Raw genomic sequence first — 23,140 nt, 5'->3', positions numbered from 1 at the left:
TATTCACGCAGGGAGATTCACGGACTGGGAGGAAGTCATGGCGGAGCGGGTGCAGGTGCTGGTCGTGGGGGCCGGGCTGGGCGGGTTGTCGGCGTCGCTGTTCCTGGCGCGGGAGGGAGTGGACGTGCTGACGGTCGAACGGTACGCCGGAACGTCGGTCCACTCGCGGGCCGCCGGGCAGAACTGGCGCACGATGGAGCTGTTCCACTGGGCAGGAATCGACCGCGAAGTCCTGGAAGTGAGCCCGCGGGCGTCGCAGGGGCTGCGGATCACCGTCGCGACCAGCCTCGCGGGCCGCGTCCTGCACCGGCTGATGGAGGACGGCAGCGAGTTCGACGTCTCGGCGTCGACGACGATGCCGGCCGGCATGGCCGGGCAGGACGTCGTCGAGCCGATCCTGCTGGCGCACGCGGAGAAGGCGGGCGCGCGGGTGCGGTTCCGCACCGAGCTCGTCGACCTGGTCCAGGACGACGACGGCGTCACCGCGACCCTGCGGCACCGTGACTCGGGCGAGGAGACGGTGGTGCGCGCGGACTACGTCGTCGCCGCCGACGGCGGCCGCAGCGGCGTCCGGGCCCGCCTCGGCATCGGGACCACCGGCCTCGACGCGCTGAGCCACTGCCTCGGCGTCGTGTTCGACGCCGACCTCGGCGACCGCGTCCAGGCCGGCGTGACGGACCTGTTCTACCTGCAGCACGGCGACTTCACCGCCGGGCTGGTCAACACCGACGTGCCCAACCGGTACGTCTTCGCGCCGGACTACTTCCCCGAGAAGGGCGAGAGCCCGGCGGACTTCAGCCACGACCGGCTGGTCTCGATGATCCGCGCGGCCACCGACCTGCCGGACCTGGAGCCGGAGATCGTCTGGACGGGCTCGTGGGAGGTCGCCGCACGGCTGGCCGACCGGTTCCGCGCCGGCCGGGTGTTCCTGGTCGGCGACGCGGCGAAGGTGACGCCGCCGACCGGCGGCCAGGGCGGCAACACGGCGGTCGGCGACGGCGCGGACATCGCGTGGAAGCTCGCCGCGGTGCTGCGCGGCGAAGCGGGTCCGGCGCTGCTCGACACCTACGAAGCCGAGCGGAAGCCGATCGCGCGGATGATCATCGACACCTCGCTGCACAACATGAAGCAGCGCATGCACCCGGACCTCGACGTCTCCGGGATCGGCGAGCCGGAGGACATGCTGAACGCCGTCCTCGGGTTCCGCTACCGCTCGACGGCGGTGCTGCCCGAGGAGCCGGACGACGGGTCGCGCGTCGAGGACGTCCACGCGCCGACCGGGCGGCCCGGCTTCCGGGCGCCCGGGCTCGCGTCCACTGTGGACCTGCTGGGCCGGTCGTGGGTGCTGCTCTGCGCGGACGACGGCTGGGCCTCGGCCGCGGCCGAGGCGGGCGTCGACTGCCATGTCGTCGACGACGACCAGTTCGCCTCGCGCTACGGCCTTTCGGCGGGTGGCGCGTCACTGGTGCGCCCGGACGGCATCGTCGCGTGGCGCGCGAAGGAGCCGGTCGCCGACCCGGCGGGCGAGCTGCGGCGGGTCCTGGACGCGGTCCTGTCGCGTTAGCGACGGCCCAGCACCCAGTGGAAGGTGGCCGGGTCGGGCTCGTGCATCGTCACGGGCTCGTCCACCACCAGGCTGAACCCGGCCGCCTCGAGCAGGCGCCGGTTCACCGCCGTGGAATGGCTGCTGAAGAACATCGGCGTGCCCAGCCAGTTCTCCTCGACGCCGTTCGCCTCGCTGCACCCGAGCGCGGCGAGGAACCAGCCACCGGGCCGCAGCCAGCGCGCGATCCGCGTGAAGAGCGCGCCCTGCTCCTCGCGCGGGACGTGCAGCACCGAGTAGAAGGCCGTGACGGCGTCGAAGCTGCCATCCGGAAAGGACACCGCGGCCATGTCCGCCTTCTCGAACCGCGCGGCCGGGACGTTGCGCCGCGCGAGGTCGAGCTGCGCCGCGGACACGTCGACGCCGAGGACGTCGTGGCGTTCGGCGAGCAGCTTCGTGCACGGGACGCCCGCACCGCAGCCGAGGTCGAGCACGTCGGAGCCGTCGTCGAGCCGGTCGGTCAGCTCGGCCAGGAAGCGCAAGCGGGGGTCGTCGGCGATCCGCGCGCTCCACTCGAGATAGCGCTCCGCCGAGCTGTCGTAGCCGGCTTCGACGATCTTCCGCGCGTCGCTCACCGTTTCGACCCTACCGAGCCGTCCAGGGGTTTCTCGGCCAGAATGATCCCGTGGTCTCGGTGCGCAGCGTGGTCGACCGGGTGGGGCCGACGCTGCTCCACGCGCTCCAGGTGCCCGACGGCTCCCCCGCCGTCGCCGACGTCGTGATCGCCGAGCCCGGTGGCGCCGTCGCCGCCGGCGACCTCGTGCTCGGCGTCGCCACCACCGGCCCCGAAGACGCCGCCCAGCTGGTGAAGCAGAGTGCCGAGCAGGGTGCCGCCGCCGTGTTGCTGAAGCCGCCGCTCGCCGGGAAGCCGGCCGTCAAGCGCGCTGCGAAGGCCAGCGGGATCGCGCTCGTCCAGGTGCACGCCGCGACGTCGTGGGCGCAGCTGGTGTGGCTGCTGCGGACCGTCCTCGACGCGCTCGCCGACGAGTCCGAAGACCTCGACCCCGGTTCCGGCGACCTGTTCCGGCTGGCCGACGCCGTCGCGTCCGTTGTGGACGCGCCGGTGACGATCGAGGACACCAACTCCCGCGTGCTCGCCTACTCCGCGCGCCAGGACCTCACCGACCCCGCGCGCGTCGCGACGATCATGGGCCGGCGCATCCCCGACGACGTGCTCGCGCGGTTCCGGTCGCGTGGCGTGTTCCGCGAACTGTCCCGCGGCCGGCAGACGATCTTCGTCCCGGCCCAGCGCGACGGCACGCTGCCGCGGCTGATCGTGCCGATCCGGATGGGCGGCGAGCTGCTCGGATCGATGTGGGCGGTGGTCGCCGGGCCGGTGTCCGACGAGCGCGCGGCCGCCTTCGCCGATGCCGCCCCGGTCGTCGCGCTGCACCTGCTGCGGCGGCGCGCGCACACGGACGCGCAGCGACGCGCGTCGGCCGAGCTGCTGCGCGGCGTGCTCGAAGGCCGGGCGAACCCGCGTAAGGCGATGGCCGAGCTGGACCTGTCCGACGAGCCGCACCGCGTGGTCGTCATCGAGGTCACCGGCGGGGACGGGCGCGACGCCGAGGGCCTGCGGCTCGCCCTGCTCGAACGGATCTCCCAGGGCATCGGCCACCGCCCGGTGGCGACCGAGCTGGGCGGCCTGCTCTACGCCGTGGTCCCCGACCGGCCGGGTCCCGGCGGGTGGGCGGAGCTGCGCGAGGCGCTGACGACGACGTCGTCCCGGCGCGGCGGCGCCCCGCGAGCCGCGGCCGGCGCGCCCGGCGAAATCGGTGATCTTTCGACGTCGCGGCTCCAGGCCGACGAAGCACTGGGCCTGCTACGCGCGGAGCTGCTCGGCGAGCGCGTCATCACGTTCGACGAGGCCTGGACGGCGTTGACGCTGCACCGCGGCGCGACGGCGGCGGCCGGGGCGAAGGTCGCGGAGCTCGGCCCGCTGGGCGCGTTGCGCGCGCACGACGAGCCGGGCAAAGCCGGCTACGTCGAGACGCTCTACGAGTGGCTGCGTCACCCCGGCGACCCGCGCGCGGCGGCGCGGGAGCTGCGGATCCACCCGAACACCCTGCGGTACCGGATGCGCAAGCTCCTCGAACTGGTCCCGCTGGACCTCGACGACCCGGACGTCCGGCTGGCCCTGATCACCCAGCTGGTGGCGCTGCGCTGGAGTTAGGCCGTTCGGCGCAACGCGCGTCGTATGCGTTACTCCGCATGGATCGCGCCGAACGTTCCGATTGTCTTTTCCAGCCGAAAGGTGGTGGATTCCGGTGATCGGCTGACGCACCTTCTTCGCAGCACCCGGGGTAGCCGGGTCGTCGCAGAGGAGTCTCCATGAGCAGTTCGGAGCGGTTCCGCCGGGCCGTCAAGCTGGGCGCGGTGTCCGCGCTCTCCCTGGTCGCCCTGGTCGTCCCGGGCACCACGACCGGCAGCGCCGTCGCGGCGCCGTCGGGCGACTGCTTCACCCCGGCCCAGTCGGCCGACCGCAGCAAGGACGGGCACGCCGACAGCCTGTCCCCGGCCGAAGCGGCCCGCGTCGAGGCGGACATGCAGAGCAAGCTCGCCGGCAAGCGGACGGCGTTCAAGGCCGCCGCCGCCGTCTCGATCCCGGTGTACTTCCACGTGATCACGAGCGGCTCGACGGGCAACCTGCCGGCGTCGACGATCACCAAGCAGATCTCGGTGCTCAACAGCGCCTACTCCTCCAGCGGCTTCAGCTTCTCGCTGGTCAGCACCGACTACACGAACAACTCCACCTGGTACAACGGCATCACCGACGGCACGTCCGCCGAGCGCAACATGAAGAACGCGCTGCGCAAGGGCGGCAAGAACGCACTGAACATCTACACCGCCAACCTCGGCGACGACCTGCTCGGCTGGGCGACGTTCCCGTGGAACTACAACTCGCAGCCCAAGCTGGACGGCGTCGTCATCCTCGACGAGTCCCTCCCGGGCCGCTCGGCGACGAACTACAACGAGGGCGACACGGCCACCCACGAGGTCGGCCACTGGATGGGGCTCTACCACACGTTCCAGGGCGGCTGCTCCGGTTCGGGCGACTACGTGTCGGACACCCCGGCCGAAGCGACGGCGACGTCCGGCTGCCCGGCGAACAAGGACACCTGCACGTCGACGGGCAAGGACCCGGTGCACAACTTCATGGACTACAGCTACGACGGCTGCATGTACGAGTTCACCGCGGGCCAGGGCACGCGGATGAACAGCTCGTGGTCGGCCTACCGCGCCTGACGTTCGTTCCGTGAAGGGCACTCCCCTGTCGGGGGGGGTGCCCTTCACGGCATTTCAGGCGACCAGCAGGGTCTTGCCGATGGTCGTGCGGGACTCGATCGCCGCGTGGGCGTCCGCGGCCTTCTCCAGGGGGAAGCGCTGGCCGATCACCGGGACCAGCCGTCCGGCCGCCGCCTCGGACAGCGCCGACTCCGTGAACGCCCGCAGGTCCGCCGGGTTTCCGATCGAGCGCACCAGCGTGATCCCGCGCGCGGCAGCGTCCTCTTCGGACACTGCCGCCCACGAGCCGCCCGCCAGGCCGTACACCGCCATCCGGCCGCCCGGTCGCAGCTGCCCGAACGCCGCCGTGCCGATCTCGCCGCCCACGCCGTCGAACACGACGTCCAGCTCACCGGCGCGCGCCGCCCAGTCCGGTGCCAGGTAGTCGACGACGGCGTCCGCGCCCTCGATGCGGGCCACCTTCGCCGGCCCGCCCGCCGCGCCGATCACGAACGCGCCCGCCGCCTTCGCCAGCTGCACCAGCAGGCCGCCGACGCCGCCCGCCGCCGCCTCGACCAGGACTCGATCGCCCGGGCGCACGCTGGTGGCATGCACCAAGCCGGTCGCGGTGCGGCCGTCCGCGAGCAGCGCCACCGCCGCGTCGAGGTCCAGGGCGGCCGGGACCGGGAACACCGCCGAGGCGTCGACTGCCACGCGCTGGGCGTACCCGCCGGAGCCGCCGGTCGACGTCACCACCCGCTGCCAGGCCAGGCCCGGATCGACGCCGTCGCCGACCGCGCTGATCACGCCGCCGACGCCGTTGCCCGGGATCAGCGGCGGCTCCGCGCGGAACGGCCCGGGAGCGCCCGCCCGGAACTGCGTCTCGACGAACGTGGTGTTCGCGAACGCCACTTCGACCAGCACCTGACCGGGCCCGGGGACCGGGTCGGGCGCGTCCCCCGGGACCAGCACTTCCGGCCCGCCGAACTCCCGCAACCACACAGCTCTCATGCGGCCACGCTGCAACCTCCAGTGAGGTCGAAGTCAACACACTTGTCCGCCGAGCACCACGAAATCGGCGCAGAAATGTCCGCTCAGCACGATGACACCGCCGTCCGGGTGGTTCACCGTGAGTGGCGACACCGCCTTGCACCCGGACGCAGACCGACCCAGGAGGCCGACCGTGCGTATCGCCGTTCCCCGTGAAATCAAGAAGCACGAATACCGGGTCGCGCTGACCCCGGCCGGGGTCCACGAGCTGGTCGGCCGCGGGCACGACGTCTTCGTCGAGACCGGCGCCGGCGTCGGTTCGTCCATCACCGACGAGGAGTACGTCGCGGCCGGCGCGAAGATCCTCGCGACCGCCGACGAGACGTGGGCCGAGGGCGAGCTCGTCCTCAAGGTCAAGGAGCCCATCGCCGAGGAGTACCCCCGGCTGCGCGCCGACCAGGTCCTCTTCACCTACCTGCACATCGCCGCCGACCGCCCGCTGACCGACGCGCTGCTGGCCGCCGGCACCACCGCGATCGCGTACGAGACGGTGCAGACCGCGAGCGGCGCGCTGCCGCTGCTCGCCCCGATGTCCGAGGTCGCGGGCCGGCTGGCCCCGCAGGTCGGCGCGTTCTCGCTGATGAAGCCGAGCGGCGGCCGCGGTGTCCTGCCCGGCGGCATCCCCGGCGTGCACCCCGCGCGCGTCGTCGTCATCGGCGGCGGGGTCGCCGGCCTGAACGCCGCCCGCGTCGCGCTGGGCCTCGGCTCGGACGTCGAGATCCTGGACACCAACGTCGACCGCCTGCGCCAGATCGACAACGACTTCGGCGGCCGCATCCGCACGGTGACGTCGAACCGGCTGTCGGTCGAGGAGTCCGTGCTGCAGGCCGACTTGGTCATCGGCGCTGTGCTGGTCCCCGGCGCGAAGGCGCCGAAGCTGGTCTCGAACGAGCTCGTCGCGCGCATGAAGCCGGGCAGCGTGCTCGTCGACATCGCGATCGACCAGGGCGGCTGCTTCGCCGACTCGCGCCCGACCACGCACGACGACCCGACCTACACCGTGCACGAGTCGGTCTTCTACTGCGTCGCGAACATGCCGGGCGCGGTGCCGCGGACGTCGACCTACGGCCTGACGAACGTGACGCTGCCGTACGCCGTGCAGCTGGCCGAGCACGGCTGGAAGGCCGCGTTGCAGGCGGACGCGGCGCTGGCGAAGGGCCTCAACACCCACGCGGGCGACCTGACGAACGGCCCGGTCGCGGTCGCCCACGACCTGCCCCACACGGCGCTGGAGACGGTGCTCGCCTGACCCTTTTCCCACGAGCGGGTCCCTGTCGTCCACCGGCAGGGGCCCACTCTTCTTCGTTCAGGCGCCCGTCACGTGGTAGCCGGCCCCGCGGACGGTCCGGATGGTCTCGGCGCCGTACGGGACGTCGATCTTACGCCGTAAGGCACTGACGTGGACCTCGACCAGGTTGGCGGTCGCGGAGGCGGCGAAGTCCCAGAGGTTGTCGAGCAGTTCGGCCTTGGTGACGACCTGCCCGGGCCGTTGCATGAGGTAGGCGAGGAGGGCGAACTCCTTGCCGGTGAGGGTGATCTCGGCGGAGCCGCGCCGGCAGGTCCGCCCGGCCTGGTCGAGTTCGAGGTCACCCAGTTTGAGGACCCCCGCCCGGGTGGCGCCCCCGCGCCGGATGAGCGCGCGCAGCCGCGAAAGCAGGACACCGTAGGAAAAGGGCTTGGGCAGGAAGTCGTCGGCGCCGGTGTCGAGGGCCTCGATCTCGTCGTCCTCGCCGTCCTTGGCGGTGAGCATGAGGATGGGGGTGGCGTCCCCCTGCTCCCGCAGCCGGCGGCAGACGCGGTAGCCGTTCAGGCCGGGCAGCATGATGTCGAGAACGATGGCGGAGTAGGGGTGTTCCCCGGCGAGCCAGAGCGCATCCCGCCCGTTGTGCGCGACATCGACGGCATAGCCCTCGGCACCGAGCCCGGCCCGCAGCGCCTCGGCGAGCCGCCGTTCGTCTTCCACGAGCAAGATCCGCACGGGGCAACGATGTCACACGGAGAACCCGGGACATGAAGGGGCGACCCGCTCAACCAGCCTGGGGGTCACTGGGAGCGGGCCGCCGATACCTAGCTTAGAGGTGTTCTGCGCGGCGCGCTGCACCGGGTCGGCAAGTCACACGAATTCTTTACCAAGTTGATCTGACCCGCGGATGGCACCCGCGGCGAAACCTCAGGTCAGCGCCTTCCCCGTGCACGCGCAGCCAGCGAATCCGGTTGCTGAACGTGACGAAGGTCGCTCAGCACGGGTTCCGGCGTTCCGTGCGCGCGGGCCGCGCCGGTAGGGCAGGATGACGCCGCATCAAGCGGGAACGTTAGGGGACGGTATGCACGACGGCAGTGGCCGGATTGTGGTGCAGAACCTGAGCAAGCAGTTCGGCGCGGTGAACGCCGTGCAGAACCTCAGTTTCACGGTCGAGCCGGGTTCGGTGACGGGCTTCCTCGGCCCGAACGGCGCCGGCAAGACGACGACGTTGCGGATGCTGCTCGGGCTGGTCACACCGACGGCGGGGCAGGCGACCATCAACGGGCGCCCGCACTCGCAGCTGGGGAACCCGGCTCGGGTGGTGGGCTCGGTGCTGGAGAACGAGGGGTTCCACCCGAGCCGCACGGCGCGCAACCACCTGCGGGTGTACGCGGCGGCGATCGGCGTGCCGGACCGGCGCGCGGACGAGGTGCTCGGCCTGGTGGGCCTGGGCAGCGCCGCGGACCGGAAGGCGGGCGGGTTCTCGCTCGGCATGCGGCAGCGGCTGGCGCTGGCGACGGCGCTGCTGGGCGACCCGCAGGTGCTGGTGCTGGACGAGCCGACGAACGGCCTCGACCCCGAAGGCATCCTGTGGCTGCGCACCTTCCTGCGCTCCTACGCGCGGGAGCAGCGCCGGACGGTCCTGGTCTCGAGCCACCTGCTCAACGAGGTCGAGCAGCTGATCGACCAGGTCGTCATCATCAGCCAGGGCGTCACGCGCTACTACGGCTCGCTCGACCAGCTGCGCAAGAGCCAGCAGTCGCGCGTGCTGGTGCAGCCGGCGGACCCGTCGGCGCTCGTGAAGGCGTTGCAGGAGAACGGCATCACCGCCGTTTCCCCGACGCCGGACGGCCGGGTCGCGGTCGCCGGGTCGAGCGTGCAGCAGATCGGGGACATCGCCGCGAAGGCCGGCATCGCCGTCTACGGCATGCAGGAGGACCACGCCGACCTGGAGCGGATGTTCTTCCAGCTGACGCAGGGTCAGTACACCGGCGGGCCGGGTTACCAGCCGCAGCCCCAGTACCAGGGTCCGCCGCCGCCCGGTTATCCGCCGTCGGGCCCGCAACAGCAGCAGTACTGGGGAGGACCGCAGCGGTGATGGGCAACCTGATCAAGGCGGAGTTCCGCAAGACGCTCTCGCTCAAGACGTGGTGGGTGCTGCTGATCCCGCTGGCGCTCGTGGCCTTCTGGCTGACGTTCGCGTGGGGCAAGATCACCAACGACTTCGCCGACTTCCTGAGCAGCGACAGCGACGCCCGGCAGGTCACCCGGCTGATCGGCCTGGACCCGAACCAGGTGCCGGTGGGGCTGCTGGCGCTCGCGCACGGCGTCAACATCGCGCAACTGGTTCCTGGGCTGTTCGGGATCTTCGCGCTCGCCGGCGAATACCGCAGCAAGACGATCACGACGACGTTCCTGACCGCACCGAACCGGATCTCGGCGCTGACGGCGAAGATGCTCACCTACGTCGGGTGGGGCGCGATCTACGGGCTGGTCAGCTTCGGCGTCTCGGCGATCGCCGTCATGTCGTCGGTCGATTCGGGCCGGTGGCCGTCGGCGGGCCAGTGGCTGGCCGCGCTCGGCGGGACGATCCTGGCGTCGGTGCTGGTGACGTTGTTCGGCATCGGGTTCGGTGCGGTGCTGCGCAGCGTGCCGCTGGCGGTGGTGCTGTTCCTGGTGTGGTTCCTGATCGTGGAAAACGTGCTGGTGATCCTGCTGTGGGGCCAGACGACCCTGCTGGGCGGGATCCTGCCGAACGGCACCGCCAACGGGATCGTCGGCGGGATCGCGGCGGACGCGTTCGGGTTCAACTCGCTCAACCTGCCCGACGACGTCAACGCGGGTGCGCAGCTGCTGCTGCAGTACACGGCCGCGGCGCCCGGCGTGCTCTCGTGGTGGGCTTCGGCGTTGATCTTCTTCGCCTGGACGATGGTCTTCTTCGGCCTGGGCTGGGCGGGCAACCAGAAGCGCGACATCACCTAGGTTTCACCCGTTCGTGAAGGCCGTCTCGAAGTCTTCGAGACGGCCTTCACGGCTTTCCGGGAAATATTTTGTCGGTGGCGGCGCTTAGTGTTGCAACGTGACCATCGCTCCGCCCCGCTCCCGTCAAGAGCTCCCACCGGCTGAGACCGTCGGCTGGGTCCGCCGGCTGTCCGCCGCGGCCTGGGAGCACCGCGCCATCGTCGTGCTGTCGCTGCTCGCCGCCGTGTTCAGCGTCGGCGTGCAGGCCGCGAGCCCGCTGCTGGTGCGCACGGCGGTCGACGACGCCGTGGCGGGGCAGACGGGCGCCCTGCCGGGGATCGCCGTCTTCCTGGTGGCGCTGCAGCTGCTCGCGTTCGCCACCGCCTTCCTGCGCCGGTACTTCGGCGGGAAGCTCGCCCTCGACGTCCAGCACGACCTGCGCCAGCGCGTCTTCAACGCGGTCTCGCGGCTGGACGGCGGCAAGCAGGACGCGCTGCGCACCGGCCAGGTCGTCTCGCGCGCGATCTCGGACCTGCAGCTGGTCACCGGGATCCTGATGCAGGTCCCGCTCTCGTTCGGCTCGGTGATCTTCGCGCTGCTGTCGTTCGCGGCGATGCTGTGGATGTCGCCGGTGCTGACGCTGATCGCGCTGGTCGTCACGCCCGCGGTCGGCGTCATCATCGCCCGCAGCCGCAAGCGCCTGTTCCCGGCGACGTGGTCGGCGCAGCAGCGCGCGGCGGACGTCGCGCAGCAGGTCGAAGAGACCGTCACCGGCGTCCGGGTGGTCAAGGGCTTCGGCCAGGAGGCGCGGGAGGTCTCGAAGCTCGAAGGGACCGCGCGCAAGCTGTTCGCGGAGCGGCTTCGCGCGGCGAAGCTGTCGGCGGTACCGACGGCGACGACCGCGGCCCTGCCCGCCGCCGGCCAGGTCGCCGTGCTCGGCATCGGCGGCGTCCTCGCGCTGAACGGCTCGATCACGCTCGGCACGTTCCTCGCCTTCGCGACCTACCTCGCGACGCTGATCGGCCCGGCCCGGATGCTGTCCGGCCTGGTCGTGCAGGCCCAGCTGACCCGCGCGGGCGCCGAGCGCGTCTACGAGCTGATCGACGCGCAACCGGAGGTCGTCGACTCCCCCGGCGCGCGGCCGCTGCCGTCGGGCCCGCTCGGGGTCGAACTCGACGACGTCCGCTTCGGCTACACGCGCACCGAGCCGGTGCTGGCCGGCCTCTCGGTCACCGCGAACCCGGGCGAGACCCTCGCGCTGGTCGGCACCGCCGGGTCCGGGAAGTCGACGATTTCCCTGCTGCTGCCCCGGTTCTACGACGTGCACGCCGGTTCGGTGCGGGTCGGCGGCCTCGACGTCCGCGACGTGCCGCTGCGGCAGCTGCGGCAGGCGATCGGCGTCGTGTTCGAGGAGGCGTTCCTGTTCTCCTCGTCGATCCGGGAAAACATCGCCTACGGCCGGCCGGACGCGAGCGAAGAAGAGATCGTCGCGGCGGCCCGCGCGGCCGAAGCCGACGAGTTCATCCGCGCCCTGCCGGACGGCTACGACACACTGGTCGGCGAGCGCGGCCTGACGCTGTCGGGCGGCCAGCGGCAACGGCTCGGGCTGGCCCGCGCGCTGATCACCGACCCGCGGATCCTGATCCTGGACGACGCGACGTCGGCCATCGACACCGTCACCGAGGCGGCGATCCACGACACCCTGCGCTCGGTCACGGCGAGCCGGACGACGCTGCTGATCGCGCACCGGCGCTCGACGCTGGCCCTGGCCGACCGGATCGCGGTGCTGGACGAGGGCCGCGTCGTCGACGTCGGCACCGAAGCCGAGCTGATGGCGCGTTGCCCGCTGTTCCGCGAACTGGTCGCGGGGCCGGGCGACGACGTCGAGGAGAAGCATCGCTGCGAGGGCCTGGACTGCGGCCAGGACGGCGTCACGCCGGCCCTGTGGCCGCGGGACGAGAACCGCGACGAGGTCGACGAACTGGCCGACGCGGCGCGGCAACGCAGCGGCGACCCGAGCAGCAGCGGGTTCGTCGGCGGGGGCGGCGGCAGTGGCGGGCTGGACGTGCCGCCGACGCCCGAGCTGGTCGAAGGCGTGCGCAAGCTGCCGGCCGCGGTCGACGAGCCGCGGATGTCCGGTGTGGACGTCACCGCGCCCGACCCCGGCTTCCGGCTGGCCCGGCTGCTGCGGCCGGTCCGCTGGCCGCTCACGCTGGTCATCGGGCTGGTGGCGGCGGACGCGCTGGCCTCGATCGCGCTGCCGGGGCTGTACCAGTTCGGCGTCGACCACGGCGTGCGGCCGGGCGTCGAGTGGATGGTGTGGCTCGCCGCCGGGATCGGCGCGCTGGTGATCGCGGCCGACTGGCTGGTCGTGTTCGCGCAGACGCGGCTGACCTCGCGGGTCGGCGAAACGGTGCTGTACGCGCTGCGCGTCCGCAGCTACGCGCACCTGCAGCGGCTCGGGCTCGACTACTACGAGCGGGAGCTGTCCGGGAAGATCATGACCCGGATGACGACGGACGTCGACGCGCTCTCGACGTTCCTGCAGACCGGCCTGGCCACCGCGGTGGTCAGCGCGCTGACCCTGGCCGGCATCACGGCGGCGCTGCTGGTCACCGACGCCGGGCTGGCGCTGTTCGCGCTGGCCATGGTGCCGGTGCTGGCGGTGGCCACGGTGATCTTCCGGCGCGCGGCGTCAAAGGCGTACAACGAGGCACGCGAGCGGGTCAGCGTCGTCAACGCGGACATGCAGGAGAACGTCAGCGGGCTGCGCGTCGCCCAGGCGTACACGCGCGAAGACCGTTCCGCGGAGGCGTTCGCTTCGCGCAGCGACGACTACCGGCGCTCGCGGCTGCGGGCGCAGCGGTACGTCGCGACGTACTTCCCGCTGGTGGCGCTGCTGTCCGACCTGGCGATGACGACGGTGCTGGTCGCGGGCGCGAACCGCGTCTCGGCGGGGACGCTGTCGGCCGGCGTGCTGCTCGCGTTCCTGCTGTACCTGCAGCAGTTCTTCTCGCCGATCCAGCAGCTGTCGTCGGTGTTCGACGGGTACCAGCAGGCGCGCGTCGGCCTGAACCGGATCGGCGACCTGCTGCGGACGCCGACGTCGGTGCCGGCGGCGGAGAAAGCGGTCGCGGTGCCTCCGCGGTTGCGGGGCGAGGTGTCGTTCAAGGAGGTCGAGTTCGCGTACGCGGGCACGGACGCGCCGGCGCTGGCGGAGTTCTCGCTGGACGTCGCGGCGGGCGAGACGATCGCGCTGGTCGGCGCGACAGGAGCCGGGAAGTCGACGGCGGTGAAGCTGGTGGCGCGCTACTACGACGTCACGGGCGGCGAGGTCCGGATCGACGGCACGGACGTCCGCGAGTACGAGCTCGCCGGCCTGCGGCGCCGGATGGGCGTGGTGCCCCAGGAGGCGCACCTGTTCTCGGGCACGGTGGCGGACAACGTCCGCTACGGCCGCCCGGCGGCCTCGGACGCGGAGGTCGAGGCGGCGGTCCGCGCGGTGGGGGCGTTCGACGGGGTGGCGGCCCTGCCGGCGGGCTTCCTGCAGCCGGTGGGCGAGCGCGGCCGCTCGCTGTCGGCGGGCCAGCGCCAGCTGGTGGCGCTGGCCCGGGCGGAGCTGGTGGACCCGGACGTGCTGCTGCTGGACGAGGCCACGGCGGCGTTGGACCCCTCGACGGAGGCGGCGGTCCTGCGGGCAACGGAGACGGTCGCCCGCCGCCGCACGACGTTCGTGGTGGCCCACCGCCTGGCAACGGCGGCGAAGGCGGACCGCATCGTGGTCCTCGACCACGGCCGCATCGCGGAGACGGGAACGCACGAGGAGTTGCTGGCGGCGGAGGGTTTGTACGCCCGCCTGTGGGCGCTGGGCTGAGGAAGGACCGGAAGCCACCACTGCGGCGGCCCCGCCTCATCGCGCGCTGGACCTAGCAGCGCGGCGACAGGTCCCCACCAGCGCTCGCCGCCCAGCCGAACCGCGCCCGCCAGAACCGCAGCCACCCAGCGCTCCGACCCCACCCACGCCGCGCCGCGGCCAACCCGCGCTCGCCACCCCCGCCGCCAAGCCGACCACCGAAAGTCCGTGGCCGCGCCGGCCCCGCACTGGAACCATGGCAGGCATGTTCGAAGAGAAGCGGGTCCCCGACCGGCAGATCCGCGCGGCGCAGACCGACACGACGCTGCGCGTCTACCAGGCGTACTCGCCCGCGATCGCCGACGCCGCTCTCGAGAAGCAGACCTTCGTCGAGCCCTTCAAGCGCGACCGGATGACCTGGATCAAACCGTCGTTCCGGTGGATGGCCTACCGCTGCGGCTATGGCAAGAAGCCGGGCCAAGAGCGGATCCTGGCGATCGACATCACCCGCGCCGGCTTCGAGTGGGCCTTGGCGCACGCCGCCCTGAGCCACCCGCGGCGGGACCAGGCCAAGGACGCCTGGCAGCAGGAGCTCAAGATGAGCCCGGTGCGCATCCAGTGGGATCCCGAACGAGACCTCCACCACACCGCGCAGAACTTCCGGGCCATCCAGGTCGGGCTCAGCGGCGAGGCCGTCGACCGCTACCTCGACGAATGGATCACCGCCATCACCGATGTCACGCCGGTGATGCGCGACATCTCCGGTCTACTGGCCACCGACCAGCTCCACAAAGCGGTGAAACTCGTTCCCCACGAGCCGCCGTACGAGCTGCCCGAAGACCTCGCCCGGGCCATCGACGCCACCGGCTAAGGCAGTGCCCGCCACTTCAGCGAGCCCATCCCCGCCGCCTCGACGTCCGGGCGCGAGGCCCACCTGACCGTCCCCGGGCGGACGTGGACCCCGGCCCCCACCAGCCAATCCGGCTCGTCGGGCTCGACCCACTCCATCTCTTCGAAGTCCGCCAGCGTCGGCCACACCGCCGCGCACGAATCGCACGTCAGGACGACCGCGCCGGACTCCGTCACCAGCGGCCGCACCAGGCCCTGGTCCCAGAACGAAGGACATTCGACCAGCCACATCCCATCAGTGGAACCCGCCGCGGTGAACGACCGACGGCCACCGGGAGAAGCCGGACGAAAGAGACCGCGAACCCTGTACCCGGTCCAGCGCTTAAGGTTCCCTTAGCACATCTTGATCGAGTCAGTGACCGATCCCCTAGTGCGCCACGCCTCACACAGGCCGGTTCCATCACATCGCGGTCACCGAGGGGGTTAGCCTGGTAGGCGCATCAGCGGATTCATGATCGAGATCGAGACGGATAGAGGCGAGCCCAAGCCGTGTCCAGCAGCAGCCCTGCGTCACAGTTCGGCCCCAACGAGTGGCTGGTCGAAGAGATGTACGACCAGTTCCTCGCAGACCCTTCCTCAGTCGATGCCGCCTGGCACGACTTCTTCGCGGACTTCAAGCCGACGCAGAACGCGCAGGCCAAGGCGGACAACGCCCGGCAGCAGGCCGACGCCAAGCCGGCCACCAACGGCCAGGCGGCGCAGCCGTCGGCCACGGCCAGGCGGAACGCGGAGTCGGCGGCCAAGCAGGCCGCCCCCGCGAAGGCGGAGCAGAAGGCGGCGCCGAAGCCGGAGCCGAAGGCGGCACCCAAGCCGGCCGTCAAGGCGGAGCCGAAGGCCGACGCCAAGAAGGAAGAGCCGGAGTCGAAGCAGCTGCGCGGCGCCGCGGCCGCCATCGCCAAGAACATGGACGCCTCGCTGAGCGTCCCGACCGCGACCAGCGTGCGCGCGGTCCCGGCGAAGCTGATGGCCGACAACCGCATCGTCATCAACAACCACCTCAAGCGCACGCGCGGCGGCAAGATCTCCTTCACGCACCTCATCGGGTACGCCATGGTGCGGGCGCTGAAGAACTACCCGAACATGAACCGGCACTACCAGCAGATCGACGGCAAGCCGTTCGCGATCACGCCGGAACACGTCAACTTCGGGCTCGCGATCGACATGAAGGGCAAGGACGGGTCCCGCAACCTCGTCGTGGCCTCGGTCAAGTCCGTCGAGGACATGTCGTTCCTGCAGTTCTGGCAGGCGTACGAGGAGATCGTCAAGAAGGCCCGCAACAACAAGCTGACGGCCGACGACTTCTCCGGCACCACGATCTCGCTGACCAACCCGGGCGGCATCGGCACCAACCACTCGGTGCCGCGCCTGCAGGCCGGCCAGGGCGCCATCATCGGCGTCGGCGCCATGCAGTACCCGGCGGCGTTCGAGGGCACCAGCGAGAAGACGCTGGTCGACCTCGGCATCAGCAAGATCATGACGCTGACCTCGACCTACGACCACCGCATCATCCAGGGTGCGGAGTCCGGCGAGTTCCTCAAGCGCATCCACCAGCTGCTGCTCGGCGAAGACGGCTTCTACGACGACGTCTTCACCAGCCTGCGCCTGCCGTACGAGCCGATCCGCTGGGTCGCCGACATCCCCGAGGGCCCGGTCGACAAGACCGCCCGCGTGATCGAGCTGATCGACGCGTTCCGGATGCGCGGCCACCTGATGGCCGACACCGACCCGCTGAACTACCGCCAGCGCAGCCACGCCGACCTGGACGTCCTGTCCCACGGCCTGACGCTCTGGGACCTCGACCGCGAGTTCCCGGTCGGCGGCTTCGCCGGCCAGGAGCGGATGAAGCTGCGCGACATCCTGGGCGTGCTGCGCAACTCCTACTGCCGCACGGTCGGCATCGAATACACCCACATCCTCGACCCCGAGGAGCGCCGCTGGATCCAGGAGCGCGTCGAGATCCCGCACGAGAAGCCGGACCCCGCGGTCCAGAAGTACGTGCTCTCGAAGCTGAACGCCGCCGAGGCGTTCGAGACGTTCCTGCAGACCAAGTACGTCGGCCAGAAGCGGTTCTCGCTGGAAGGCGGCGAGACGGCGATCCCGCTGCTCGACACGCTGCTGGACAAGGCCGCCGAGCACGAGCTCGACGAGGTCGTCATCGGCATGCCGCACCGCGGCCGGCTGAACGTGCTGGCCAACATCGTCGGCAAGCCGATCAGCCAGATCTTCCAGGAGTTCGAGGGCAACCTCGACCCGGGCCAGGCGCACGGCTCCGGTGACGTGAAGTACCACCTCGGCGCCGAGGGCAAATACTTCCGGATGTTCGGCGACGGCGAGACGAAGGTGTCGCTGACGGCGAACCCGTCGCACCTGGAGACCGTGGACCCGGTGCTCGAGGGCATCGTCCGCGCTAAGCAGGACCTCCTGGACAAGGGCGGCGAGGGCTACACCGTGCTGCCGGTCCTGATGCACGGCGACGCGGCCTTCGCGGGCCAGGGCGTCGTCGCCGAGACGCTGAACCTGGCGCTGCTGCGCGGGTACCGCACCGGCGGCACCGTGCACGTCATCGTCAACAACCAGGTCGGCTTCACGACCGCGCCGGAGCACTCGCGCTCGTCGCAGTACGCCACCGACGTCGCCAAGATGATCGGTTCGCCGATCTTCCACGTGAACGGCGACGACCCGGAGGCCGCGCACTGGGTGGCCAAGCTGGCCGTCGAATACCGGCAGGCGTTCCACAAGGACGTCGTCATCGACCTCATCTGCTACCGCCGCCGCGGGCACAACGAGGGCGACGACCCGTCGATGACCCAGCCGGCGATGTACGACATTATCGACACGAAGCGCTCGGTGCGGAAGACCTACACCGAGTCGCTGATCGGCCGCGGCGACATCTCCGTCGAGGAGGCCGAGGCCGCGCTGCGCGACTTCTCGAGCCAGCTGGAACACGTCTTCAACGAGGTCCGCGAGCTGGAGAAGCACCCGGCGAAGGCCAGCCCCTCGGTCGAGGAAGAGCAGCCGATGCCGGCCAAGGTGCCGACGGCAATCACCACCGAGACGCTCGAGCACATCGGCGACGCGTTCGTGAACGTCCCCGAGGGCTTCACGCCGCACCCGCGCGTCAAGCCGGTCATGGAGCGCCGCCACAAGATGTCGCGCGAAGGCGACATCGACTGGGCCTTCGGCGAGCTGCTCGCGTTCGGGTCGCTGGCGATGGAGGGCCGGCTGGTCCGGCTGTCCGGCCAGGACTCCCGGCGCGGCACGTTCACCCAGCGGCACTCGGTGTTCATCGACCGCAAGACCGGCCAGGAGTACGCGCCGCTGCAGAACCTGGCCGACGGCCAGGGCCGCGTGATGATCTACGACTCGGCGCTGTCGGAGTACGCGGCCGTCGGCTTCGAGTACGGCTACTCGGTAGCCAACCCCGAGTCGCTGGTCATGTGGGAAGCGCAGTTCGGTGACTTCGTCAACGGTGCGCAGACCGTCATCGACGAGTACATCTCCTCCGGCGAAGCCAAGTGGGGCCAGCGCTCGGACGTCGTGCTGCTGCTGCCGCACGGCCACGAGGGCCAGGGCCCGGACCACACCTCCGGCCGCATCGAGCGGTTCCTCTCGCTGTGCGCGGAGGGCTCGATGACGGTGGCGGTGCCGTCCACCCCGGCGAACTACTTCCACCTGCTGCGCCGCCACGCGCTCGACGGCATCCAGCGCCCGCTGATCGTCTTCACGCCGAAGTCGATGCTGCGCAACAAGGCCGCGACGTCGGCGACCACGGACTTCACCGGCGAAAGCCGCTTCATGTCCGTCATCGACGACACGACGCCGGACCCGGCGAAGATCCGCAAGGTGCTGCTGACCTCCGGGAAGCTGTACTGGGAGCTGCTGGCCGAGCGGACGAAGCGCGAGGCGGACGACGTCGCGATCGTGCGGATCGAGCAGTACTACCCGCTGCCGAAGAAGAAGCTGGTGGCGGCGCTCGAGCGCTACACCAACGCTTCGCAGGTGGCGTGGGTCCAGGAGGAGCCGGAGAACCAGGGCGCGTGGCCGTTCTTCGGGCTCAACCTGCCGCGGAAGTTCCCGGAGCTGTTCTCGAAGCTGGAAGTCGTGTCCCGGCGCCCGATGGCGGCGCCGTCGGCCGGCTCGTCGAAGGTGCACGAGGTCGAGCAGAAGGCGCTGATCTCGAAGGCGTTCGACTGATCGCTTGAGCCACGGAGAAGGCCCCCGCACGTCCGGTGCGGGGGCCTTCTCCGTTCAGCCGAGGGATTCGGAAGCGGCCTTCGCCAGGCTGTGGGCGTTGCGGCGGCAGCGTTCGACATTCTTGTCCGTGGTGTCCGCGGCCGTCACGATCACGGTCGCGTCGACGTTCCCCTGGTAGAACCGCACGCCGCACTGCATGGTGCCGCTGCTGTCGTAGTCGACGTCGGCTGCCTTCGTCGCCTTCCCGATCTTCTCGGTGATCGGCTTCGCGCCGCGCTCGACCTCGATGTCGTAGCCGGCCTTCGCGTAGCCGGGACCGTTGCCCGAGCCCGGCTGGTTCGACTTCGCCAGCATCATCGACACCGTCCCGGACGACGAACCCGCCTTCGACCACGAGCAGCTCAGCTGGGACAGCTGGATCTTGTCGTCGGACGTGCTGGCGGGCTCGGCCGGGGCGTCGCTCGACAGGGGCGGCAGGTTGTTCATCCGGCTGCCGACCTCGCTGCAGCGCGGCAGCGACGTGTACTTGTCCGGCTCGCCCGCCGCGGACGTGGTGGGCGGCGCGGCACCGGACCGCTTGTCGTCCGCCGTGAGGAGGAAGAACGCGCCGACGCCCGCCCCGGCCAGGACGAGCACGCCGACCACGACCAGCACGACCACCAGCGCCGTCTTCCCGCCGGACTTCGGCGGCGGGTAGCCGGGGTACTGCTGCTGGGGGTAGGGCTGCTGCGGGTACGGGTACTGGGGTCCTTGCTGCACGAACCGGACACTAGGCCATTCGTGCGACCGGGGCGGGCCTTTTCGGGCGAATCACTCAGCGGGGCAGAGCGCTCAGACGGTCAGCGACCAGGTGTCGATGCGCCCGGTGTCGATCGCGGCGACGTCCTGGACCCGCAACGTCCAGGTGCCGTTGGCGGCTTCACCCGAGACGTTCGCGCTGTAGGTCGTGTTGATGTCGTTGCTCGAGTCGTTGCTGGAGTTCTTCAGCCGGTAGGCCGACCCATCCGGCGCGACCAGGTCGATCACCAGGTCGCCGACGTAGGTGTGGACGATGTGGACCTCCACGGCCGTCGTCGCGGACGCGTTCCGGTTGCAGCCCGACACGCTCACGGCGCTGGTCACGGCGGCGCCGTTGTCGGGGATGGCGACATCGGTGCCGTTGGTGACGGTGCCGCAGGTCGGCGGCGGCGGGGTGGTGCCGGTGCCGGTGTAGAGCAGGACGTTCGGCGAGCCCGTACCCGGGCTCGTCACCTTGCCGGTGGTGCCGTTCGCGACGAGGGCGTCCCGGACCTGCTGCGGCGTCGCGCCGGGGTTGGCGGCCAGGTACAGCGCCGCCGCGCCGACGACGTGCGGGGTCGCCATCGACGTGCCGCTGATCGTGTTGGTGGCGGTGCTGCTGCCGATCCACGACGAGGTGATGCCGCTGCCCGGCGCGAAGATGTCGAGGCAGGAGCCGATGTTGGAGTAGCTGGCGCGGGCGTCGGTGGACGTCGTCGCGCCGACCGTGATGCCGGCGGCGACGCGGCCCGGGGAACCGTTGCACGCGTTGGCACCGTTGTCGTTGCCCGCGGCGAGGCCGTAGGTGATACCCGCGTTGATCGAGCGCTGCACCGCGGAGTCGAGGGTGCTCGACGCGCCGCCGCCGAGGCTCATGTTCGCCACCGCCGGCTTGATCGCGTTCGCCGTCACCCAGTCGACGCCGGAGATGACGCCGGCCGTCGTGCCGGAGCCGCTGCAGTTGAGCACGCGCACGGCGACCAGCTTGACCTCCTTGGCCAGGCCGTACTGCGAGCCGCCGATGGTGCCGGCGACGTGCGTGCCGTGGCCCTGGCAGTCGGTGGCGTTGCTGTCGTTGTCGACGAAGTCGTAGCCCGACGTCGCCCGGCCGCCGAAGGTGCTGTGCGTGAGGTTGATGCCGGTGTCGATCACGTACGCGTGCACGTTCGACGCCGTCGTGCTGTAGCTGTACTTCTGGTCGAGCGGCAGGTTCCGCTGGTCGACCCGGTCCAGCCCCCACGACGGCGGGTTCAGCTGGTCGGCGCTCGCCCGCACGACCTTGTTCTGCTCCACGTAGGACACCGCCGGGTCGGCTGCGATGCGTTTCGCCTGCGTCTCGGACATCGAGCCGGCGAAGCCGCGCAGGGCCGCCGAGAACGTCCTCGCGATCGTGCCGCCGTGGCGGCCGGTGACGGTCTTCGCCGCGCTCTCCACCGCGGTGCCGTCCTTGAACACCACGATGTAGCTGTCCTTCACCGCGTCGGCGCCACCGGCCCCGACGATGCTTCCTTCGCTCGCTGTCGCGACGGCGTTGCCGCCCAACGCGGTCAACGCCGAGACGGCGGCGACGACCACCGATTTGGTCAACAGGCGCATGGTTCGTCCCTTTCTGGGCAGGGTCGACCGGGCGGCGCGCGGCCGCCGGATCGCCAGGGGTGAGACGTGAAGCGCGTTCACGTGGAACGTGAGCGGAACTGTAGGTCGGGGCCTTCGAGATCGGTAGATCGTCCGGTTTGCCCTGTTCAGCTACCACTCGAACGGTCCCCTACCAAAGTCGGCCCGCGAAAACGATTTCCGCTCGGCGCCGGTTCGCGGCAAGGTGACGGCCATGCTGATCCGCCGCGAGACGCCCGCCGACCGGACCGCCGTGCACGCGATCCACAGCGAAGCGTTCCGGCGCGAACCCGGCGTCACCCCGGTCGAGGCACCGCTGGTGGACGAGCTGCGCGCGGACGGCGACCTGGTCGACGCGCTCTCGCTGGTGGCCGTGCGCGACGGCGAGGTCGTCGGGCACGTGTGCTGCAGCCGGGCCCGCGTCGGCGGGGACACGACGTCCGCGGCCGGGCTGGGACCGCTCGGCGTGCTGCCCGCGTACCAGGCGAGCGGCGTCGGCTCGGCGCTGGTGCACGCCGTGCTCGGCGCCGCGGACGCACTCGGCTACGGCCTGGTCGTCCTGCTCGGCAGCCCCGAGTACTACTCGCGGTTCGGCTTCGTCACCGCGTCGACGCTTTCGGTCGCGTCGCCGGATCCCGCCTGGGGCAAGCACTTCCAGGCGCGCACGCTCACCGGCTACAAACCCACGCAAGCGGGCGCGTTCGAGTACGCGCCGGCGTTCTCCCGGATCTGAGGAGCCTCGCATGTACGCACCGAGCTCGTCCGTCGGCGTCCGCATCAACCGCGAACAGCACCCCTCGAAGCTGGTCGACCTGGCGCGGCAGGCGGAAGACGCGGGCCTCGACGAAGTCTGGCTGGTCGAAGACTACTTCTGGGCGGCCGGGATCGCCACGGTCGCGACGGCGCTGGCGGTGACGTCGACGATCAAGGTGGGCATCGGCGTGCTGCCGGCGGTGGCCCGCAACCCGGCGATCGCGGCGATGGAGCTGGCCGCGCTGGCGGAGCTGCACCCCGGACGGCTGATCGGCGGGCTGGGTCACGGGGTCGCGTCGTGGATGCGCCAGATCGGCGCGTACCCGGCGTCGCCGCTGGCGGCGCTCGACGAGACGCTGGTGGCGGTCCGCCGTCTGCTGGCGGGCGAGCGGGTGTCGCTGCACGGCCGGCACGTGAACCTGGACGAGGTCGAGCTGGTGTTCCCGCCCGCTTCGGTGCCGCCGGTGCTGGCCGGGGTGCGGCGGCCGAAGTCGCTGGCGGTGGCCGGTTCCTCGGCGGACGGCACGATCCTGGCCGAGCCGTCCCCGCCGGAGTTCGTGCGGACGGCACTGGCCGGGATCGCCGCCGGCGGGCCTGCCGAGCACGCGGTGGTGACGTACAACTGGCTGGCCCTCGGCGACCGCGAACGCGCGCGGCTCACCGTGGCCGAGTCCCTGACGCCCGGGGCGCGGGTGCAGGTCGAGGACTTGCCGTTCGCCGGCGAGCTGCTGGCACTGGTGGACTCCGCGTCCACAGTGGACGAACTGGCCGCGGGCCTGCGGCCGGAGTGGCTCGACCGGCTGGCGATCTGCGGCGACCTCGACCAGTGCGTGGCGTCGGTGCGCGCGCTGCACGCGGCCGGGAGCGGTTCGGTCGTGCTGCTCCCGCTGCCGGAGGAGCCGCCGGAGCGGGGCATCGAGGACGCGGGCAAGGTCGCGGCGGCCCTGCGCGCCTGACC

General features: G+C 71.3%; 17 protein-coding genes. 11 read left to right on the top strand and 6 right to left on the bottom strand.

The genetic code is table 11. From position 1 onward, the window contains the following. The first annotated feature begins 37 nt into the window (after positions 1 to 37). Complete coding sequence (rdmE, locus tag ACERZO_RS08620; protein ID WP_372664002.1) at positions 38 to 1,564, top strand: aklavinone 12-hydroxylase RdmE; 1,527 nt, start codon at positions 38 to 40, stop codon at positions 1,562 to 1,564. Here rdmE and ACERZO_RS08615 read toward each other — a convergent pair. Beyond that, entirely contained in the window at positions 1,561 to 2,178 is a 618-nt protein-coding gene (locus ACERZO_RS08615) for a class I SAM-dependent methyltransferase (protein WP_372664001.1), read from the bottom strand. The two genes, rdmE and ACERZO_RS08615, sit on opposite strands and share 4 nt — an antisense overlap. A 50-nt stretch (positions 2,179 to 2,228) precedes the next feature. Here ACERZO_RS08615 and ACERZO_RS08610 point away from each other — a divergent pair, with 50 nt between their 5' ends. Next, positions 2,229 to 3,776, top strand: a complete 1,548-nt coding sequence (locus ACERZO_RS08610; RefSeq protein WP_372664000.1) for a PucR family transcriptional regulator — start codon at positions 2,229 to 2,231, stop codon at positions 3,774 to 3,776. A gap of 158 nt (positions 3,777 to 3,934) precedes the next feature. Continuing rightward, positions 3,935 to 4,849 carry a zinc metalloprotease gene (locus ACERZO_RS08605; RefSeq protein ID WP_372663999.1) on the top strand — a complete coding sequence of 305 codons (915 nt, stop codon included), beginning with the start codon at positions 3,935 to 3,937 and terminating at the stop codon, positions 4,847 to 4,849. Between the two features lie 54 nt (positions 4,850 to 4,903). Here the strand turns inward: ACERZO_RS08605 and ACERZO_RS08600 are convergent, their stop codons facing one another. Further along, complete coding sequence (locus ACERZO_RS08600; protein ID WP_372663998.1) at positions 4,904 to 5,839, bottom strand: zinc-binding dehydrogenase; 936 nt, start codon at positions 5,837 to 5,839, stop codon at positions 4,904 to 4,906. A 172-nt stretch (positions 5,840 to 6,011) separates the two neighbouring features. Between ACERZO_RS08600 and ald the strand changes: the two genes are divergently transcribed. Next, positions 6,012 to 7,127, top strand: coding sequence for an alanine dehydrogenase (gene ald / locus ACERZO_RS08595; RefSeq protein WP_372663997.1), 1,116 nt, complete (start codon positions 6,012 to 6,014; stop codon positions 7,125 to 7,127). 57 nt (positions 7,128 to 7,184) lie between these two features. On the opposite strand, the gene ACERZO_RS08590 is transcribed toward ald, so the two are convergent. Next, a complete protein-coding gene (locus tag ACERZO_RS08590; protein ID WP_372663996.1) occupies positions 7,185 to 7,856 on the bottom strand; it encodes a response regulator transcription factor in 672 nt (223 codons plus the stop codon). Between the two features lie 346 nt (positions 7,857 to 8,202). Here ACERZO_RS08590 and ACERZO_RS08585 point away from each other — a divergent pair, with 346 nt between their 5' ends. From ACERZO_RS08585 to ACERZO_RS08570, 4 genes are all read left to right on the top strand, one after another. Further along, a complete protein-coding gene (locus tag ACERZO_RS08585) occupies positions 8,203 to 9,219 on the top strand; it encodes an ABC transporter ATP-binding protein (protein WP_372663995.1) in 1,017 nt (338 codons plus the stop codon). Further along, complete coding sequence (locus ACERZO_RS08580) at positions 9,219 to 10,103, top strand: ABC transporter permease (protein WP_372663994.1); 885 nt, start codon at positions 9,219 to 9,221, stop codon at positions 10,101 to 10,103. Before ACERZO_RS08585 ends, ACERZO_RS08580 begins: the two co-directional genes overlap by 1 nt. A gap of 97 nt (positions 10,104 to 10,200) precedes the next feature. Further along, positions 10,201 to 13,956, top strand: a complete 3,756-nt coding sequence (locus ACERZO_RS08575) for an ABC transporter ATP-binding protein (RefSeq protein WP_372663993.1) — start codon at positions 10,201 to 10,203, stop codon at positions 13,954 to 13,956. A gap of 244 nt (positions 13,957 to 14,200) precedes the next feature. Beyond that, positions 14,201 to 14,806, top strand: a complete 606-nt coding sequence (locus ACERZO_RS08570) for a DUF4291 domain-containing protein (RefSeq protein ID WP_372663992.1) — start codon at positions 14,201 to 14,203, stop codon at positions 14,804 to 14,806. On the opposite strand, the gene ACERZO_RS08565 is transcribed toward ACERZO_RS08570, so the two are convergent. Next, entirely contained in the window at positions 14,803 to 15,075 is a 273-nt protein-coding gene (locus tag ACERZO_RS08565; protein ID WP_372663991.1) for a hypothetical protein, read from the bottom strand. The two genes, ACERZO_RS08570 and ACERZO_RS08565, sit on opposite strands and share 4 nt — an antisense overlap. 258 nt (positions 15,076 to 15,333) lie before the next feature. Here ACERZO_RS08565 and ACERZO_RS08560 point away from each other — a divergent pair, with 258 nt between their 5' ends. Next, positions 15,334 to 19,038, top strand: a complete 3,705-nt coding sequence (locus ACERZO_RS08560; RefSeq protein WP_372663990.1) for a multifunctional oxoglutarate decarboxylase/oxoglutarate dehydrogenase thiamine pyrophosphate-binding subunit/dihydrolipoyllysine-residue succinyltransferase subunit — start codon at positions 15,334 to 15,336, stop codon at positions 19,036 to 19,038. Between the two features lie 54 nt (positions 19,039 to 19,092). On the opposite strand, the gene ACERZO_RS08555 is transcribed toward ACERZO_RS08560, so the two are convergent. Both ACERZO_RS08555 and ACERZO_RS08550 read right to left on the bottom strand, forming a co-directional pair. Continuing rightward, positions 19,093 to 19,797 (bottom strand): hypothetical protein, encoded by a 705-nt coding sequence (locus tag ACERZO_RS08555; RefSeq protein WP_372663989.1) that lies wholly within the window; start codon positions 19,795 to 19,797, stop codon positions 19,093 to 19,095. Between the two features lie 72 nt (positions 19,798 to 19,869). Further along, complete coding sequence (locus ACERZO_RS08550) at positions 19,870 to 21,411, bottom strand: S8 family peptidase (RefSeq protein WP_372663988.1); 1,542 nt, start codon at positions 21,409 to 21,411, stop codon at positions 19,870 to 19,872. 232 nt (positions 21,412 to 21,643) lie between these two features. Between ACERZO_RS08550 and ACERZO_RS08545 the strand changes: the two genes are divergently transcribed. Together ACERZO_RS08545 and ACERZO_RS08540 are read left to right on the top strand one after the other, a co-directional pair. Beyond that, entirely contained in the window at positions 21,644 to 22,162 is a 519-nt protein-coding gene (locus ACERZO_RS08545; protein WP_372663987.1) for a GNAT family N-acetyltransferase, read from the top strand. A gap of 10 nt (positions 22,163 to 22,172) precedes the next feature. Then, positions 22,173 to 23,138 carry an LLM class flavin-dependent oxidoreductase gene (locus ACERZO_RS08540; RefSeq protein WP_372663986.1) on the top strand — a complete coding sequence of 322 codons (966 nt, stop codon included), beginning with the start codon at positions 22,173 to 22,175 and terminating at the stop codon, positions 23,136 to 23,138. Positions 23,139 to 23,140 lie beyond the last annotated feature (2 nt).

Origin of the sequence: Amycolatopsis kentuckyensis (assembly GCF_041679295.1) — a bacterium.
GTDB classification, from domain to species: Bacteria; Actinomycetota; Actinomycetes; order Mycobacteriales; family Pseudonocardiaceae; genus Amycolatopsis; species Amycolatopsis kentuckyensis_A.
This window is presented reverse-complemented; position numbering and strand designations above follow the sequence as displayed.

Excerpts from the sequence above, each read along its gene's own strand:
- ACERZO_RS08550 (WP_372663988.1), bottom strand. The coding sequence starts at position 21,411 with ATGCGCCTGTTGACCAAATCGGTGGTCGTCGCCGCCGTCTCGGCGTTG.
- ACERZO_RS08605 (WP_372663999.1), top strand. The coding sequence starts at position 3,935 with ATGAGCAGTTCGGAGCGGTTCCGCCGGGCCGTCAAGCTGGGCGCGGTG.
- ACERZO_RS08545 (WP_372663987.1), top strand. The coding sequence starts at position 21,644 with ATGCTGATCCGCCGCGAGACGCCCGCCGACCGGACCGCCGTGCACGCG.
- ACERZO_RS08565 (WP_372663991.1), bottom strand. The coding sequence starts at position 15,075 with ATGTGGCTGGTCGAATGTCCTTCGTTCTGGGACCAGGGCCTGGTGCGG.
- ACERZO_RS08570 (WP_372663992.1), top strand. The coding sequence starts at position 14,201 with ATGTTCGAAGAGAAGCGGGTCCCCGACCGGCAGATCCGCGCGGCGCAG.
- ACERZO_RS08540 (WP_372663986.1), top strand. The coding sequence starts at position 22,173 with ATGTACGCACCGAGCTCGTCCGTCGGCGTCCGCATCAACCGCGAACAG.
- rdmE (WP_372664002.1), top strand. The coding sequence starts at position 38 with ATGGCGGAGCGGGTGCAGGTGCTGGTCGTGGGGGCCGGGCTGGGCGGG.
- ACERZO_RS08580 (WP_372663994.1), top strand. The coding sequence starts at position 9,219 with ATGGGCAACCTGATCAAGGCGGAGTTCCGCAAGACGCTCTCGCTCAAG.
- ACERZO_RS08585 (WP_372663995.1), top strand. The coding sequence starts at position 8,203 with ATGCACGACGGCAGTGGCCGGATTGTGGTGCAGAACCTGAGCAAGCAG.
- ACERZO_RS08600 (WP_372663998.1), bottom strand. The coding sequence starts at position 5,839 with ATGAGAGCTGTGTGGTTGCGGGAGTTCGGCGGGCCGGAAGTGCTGGTC.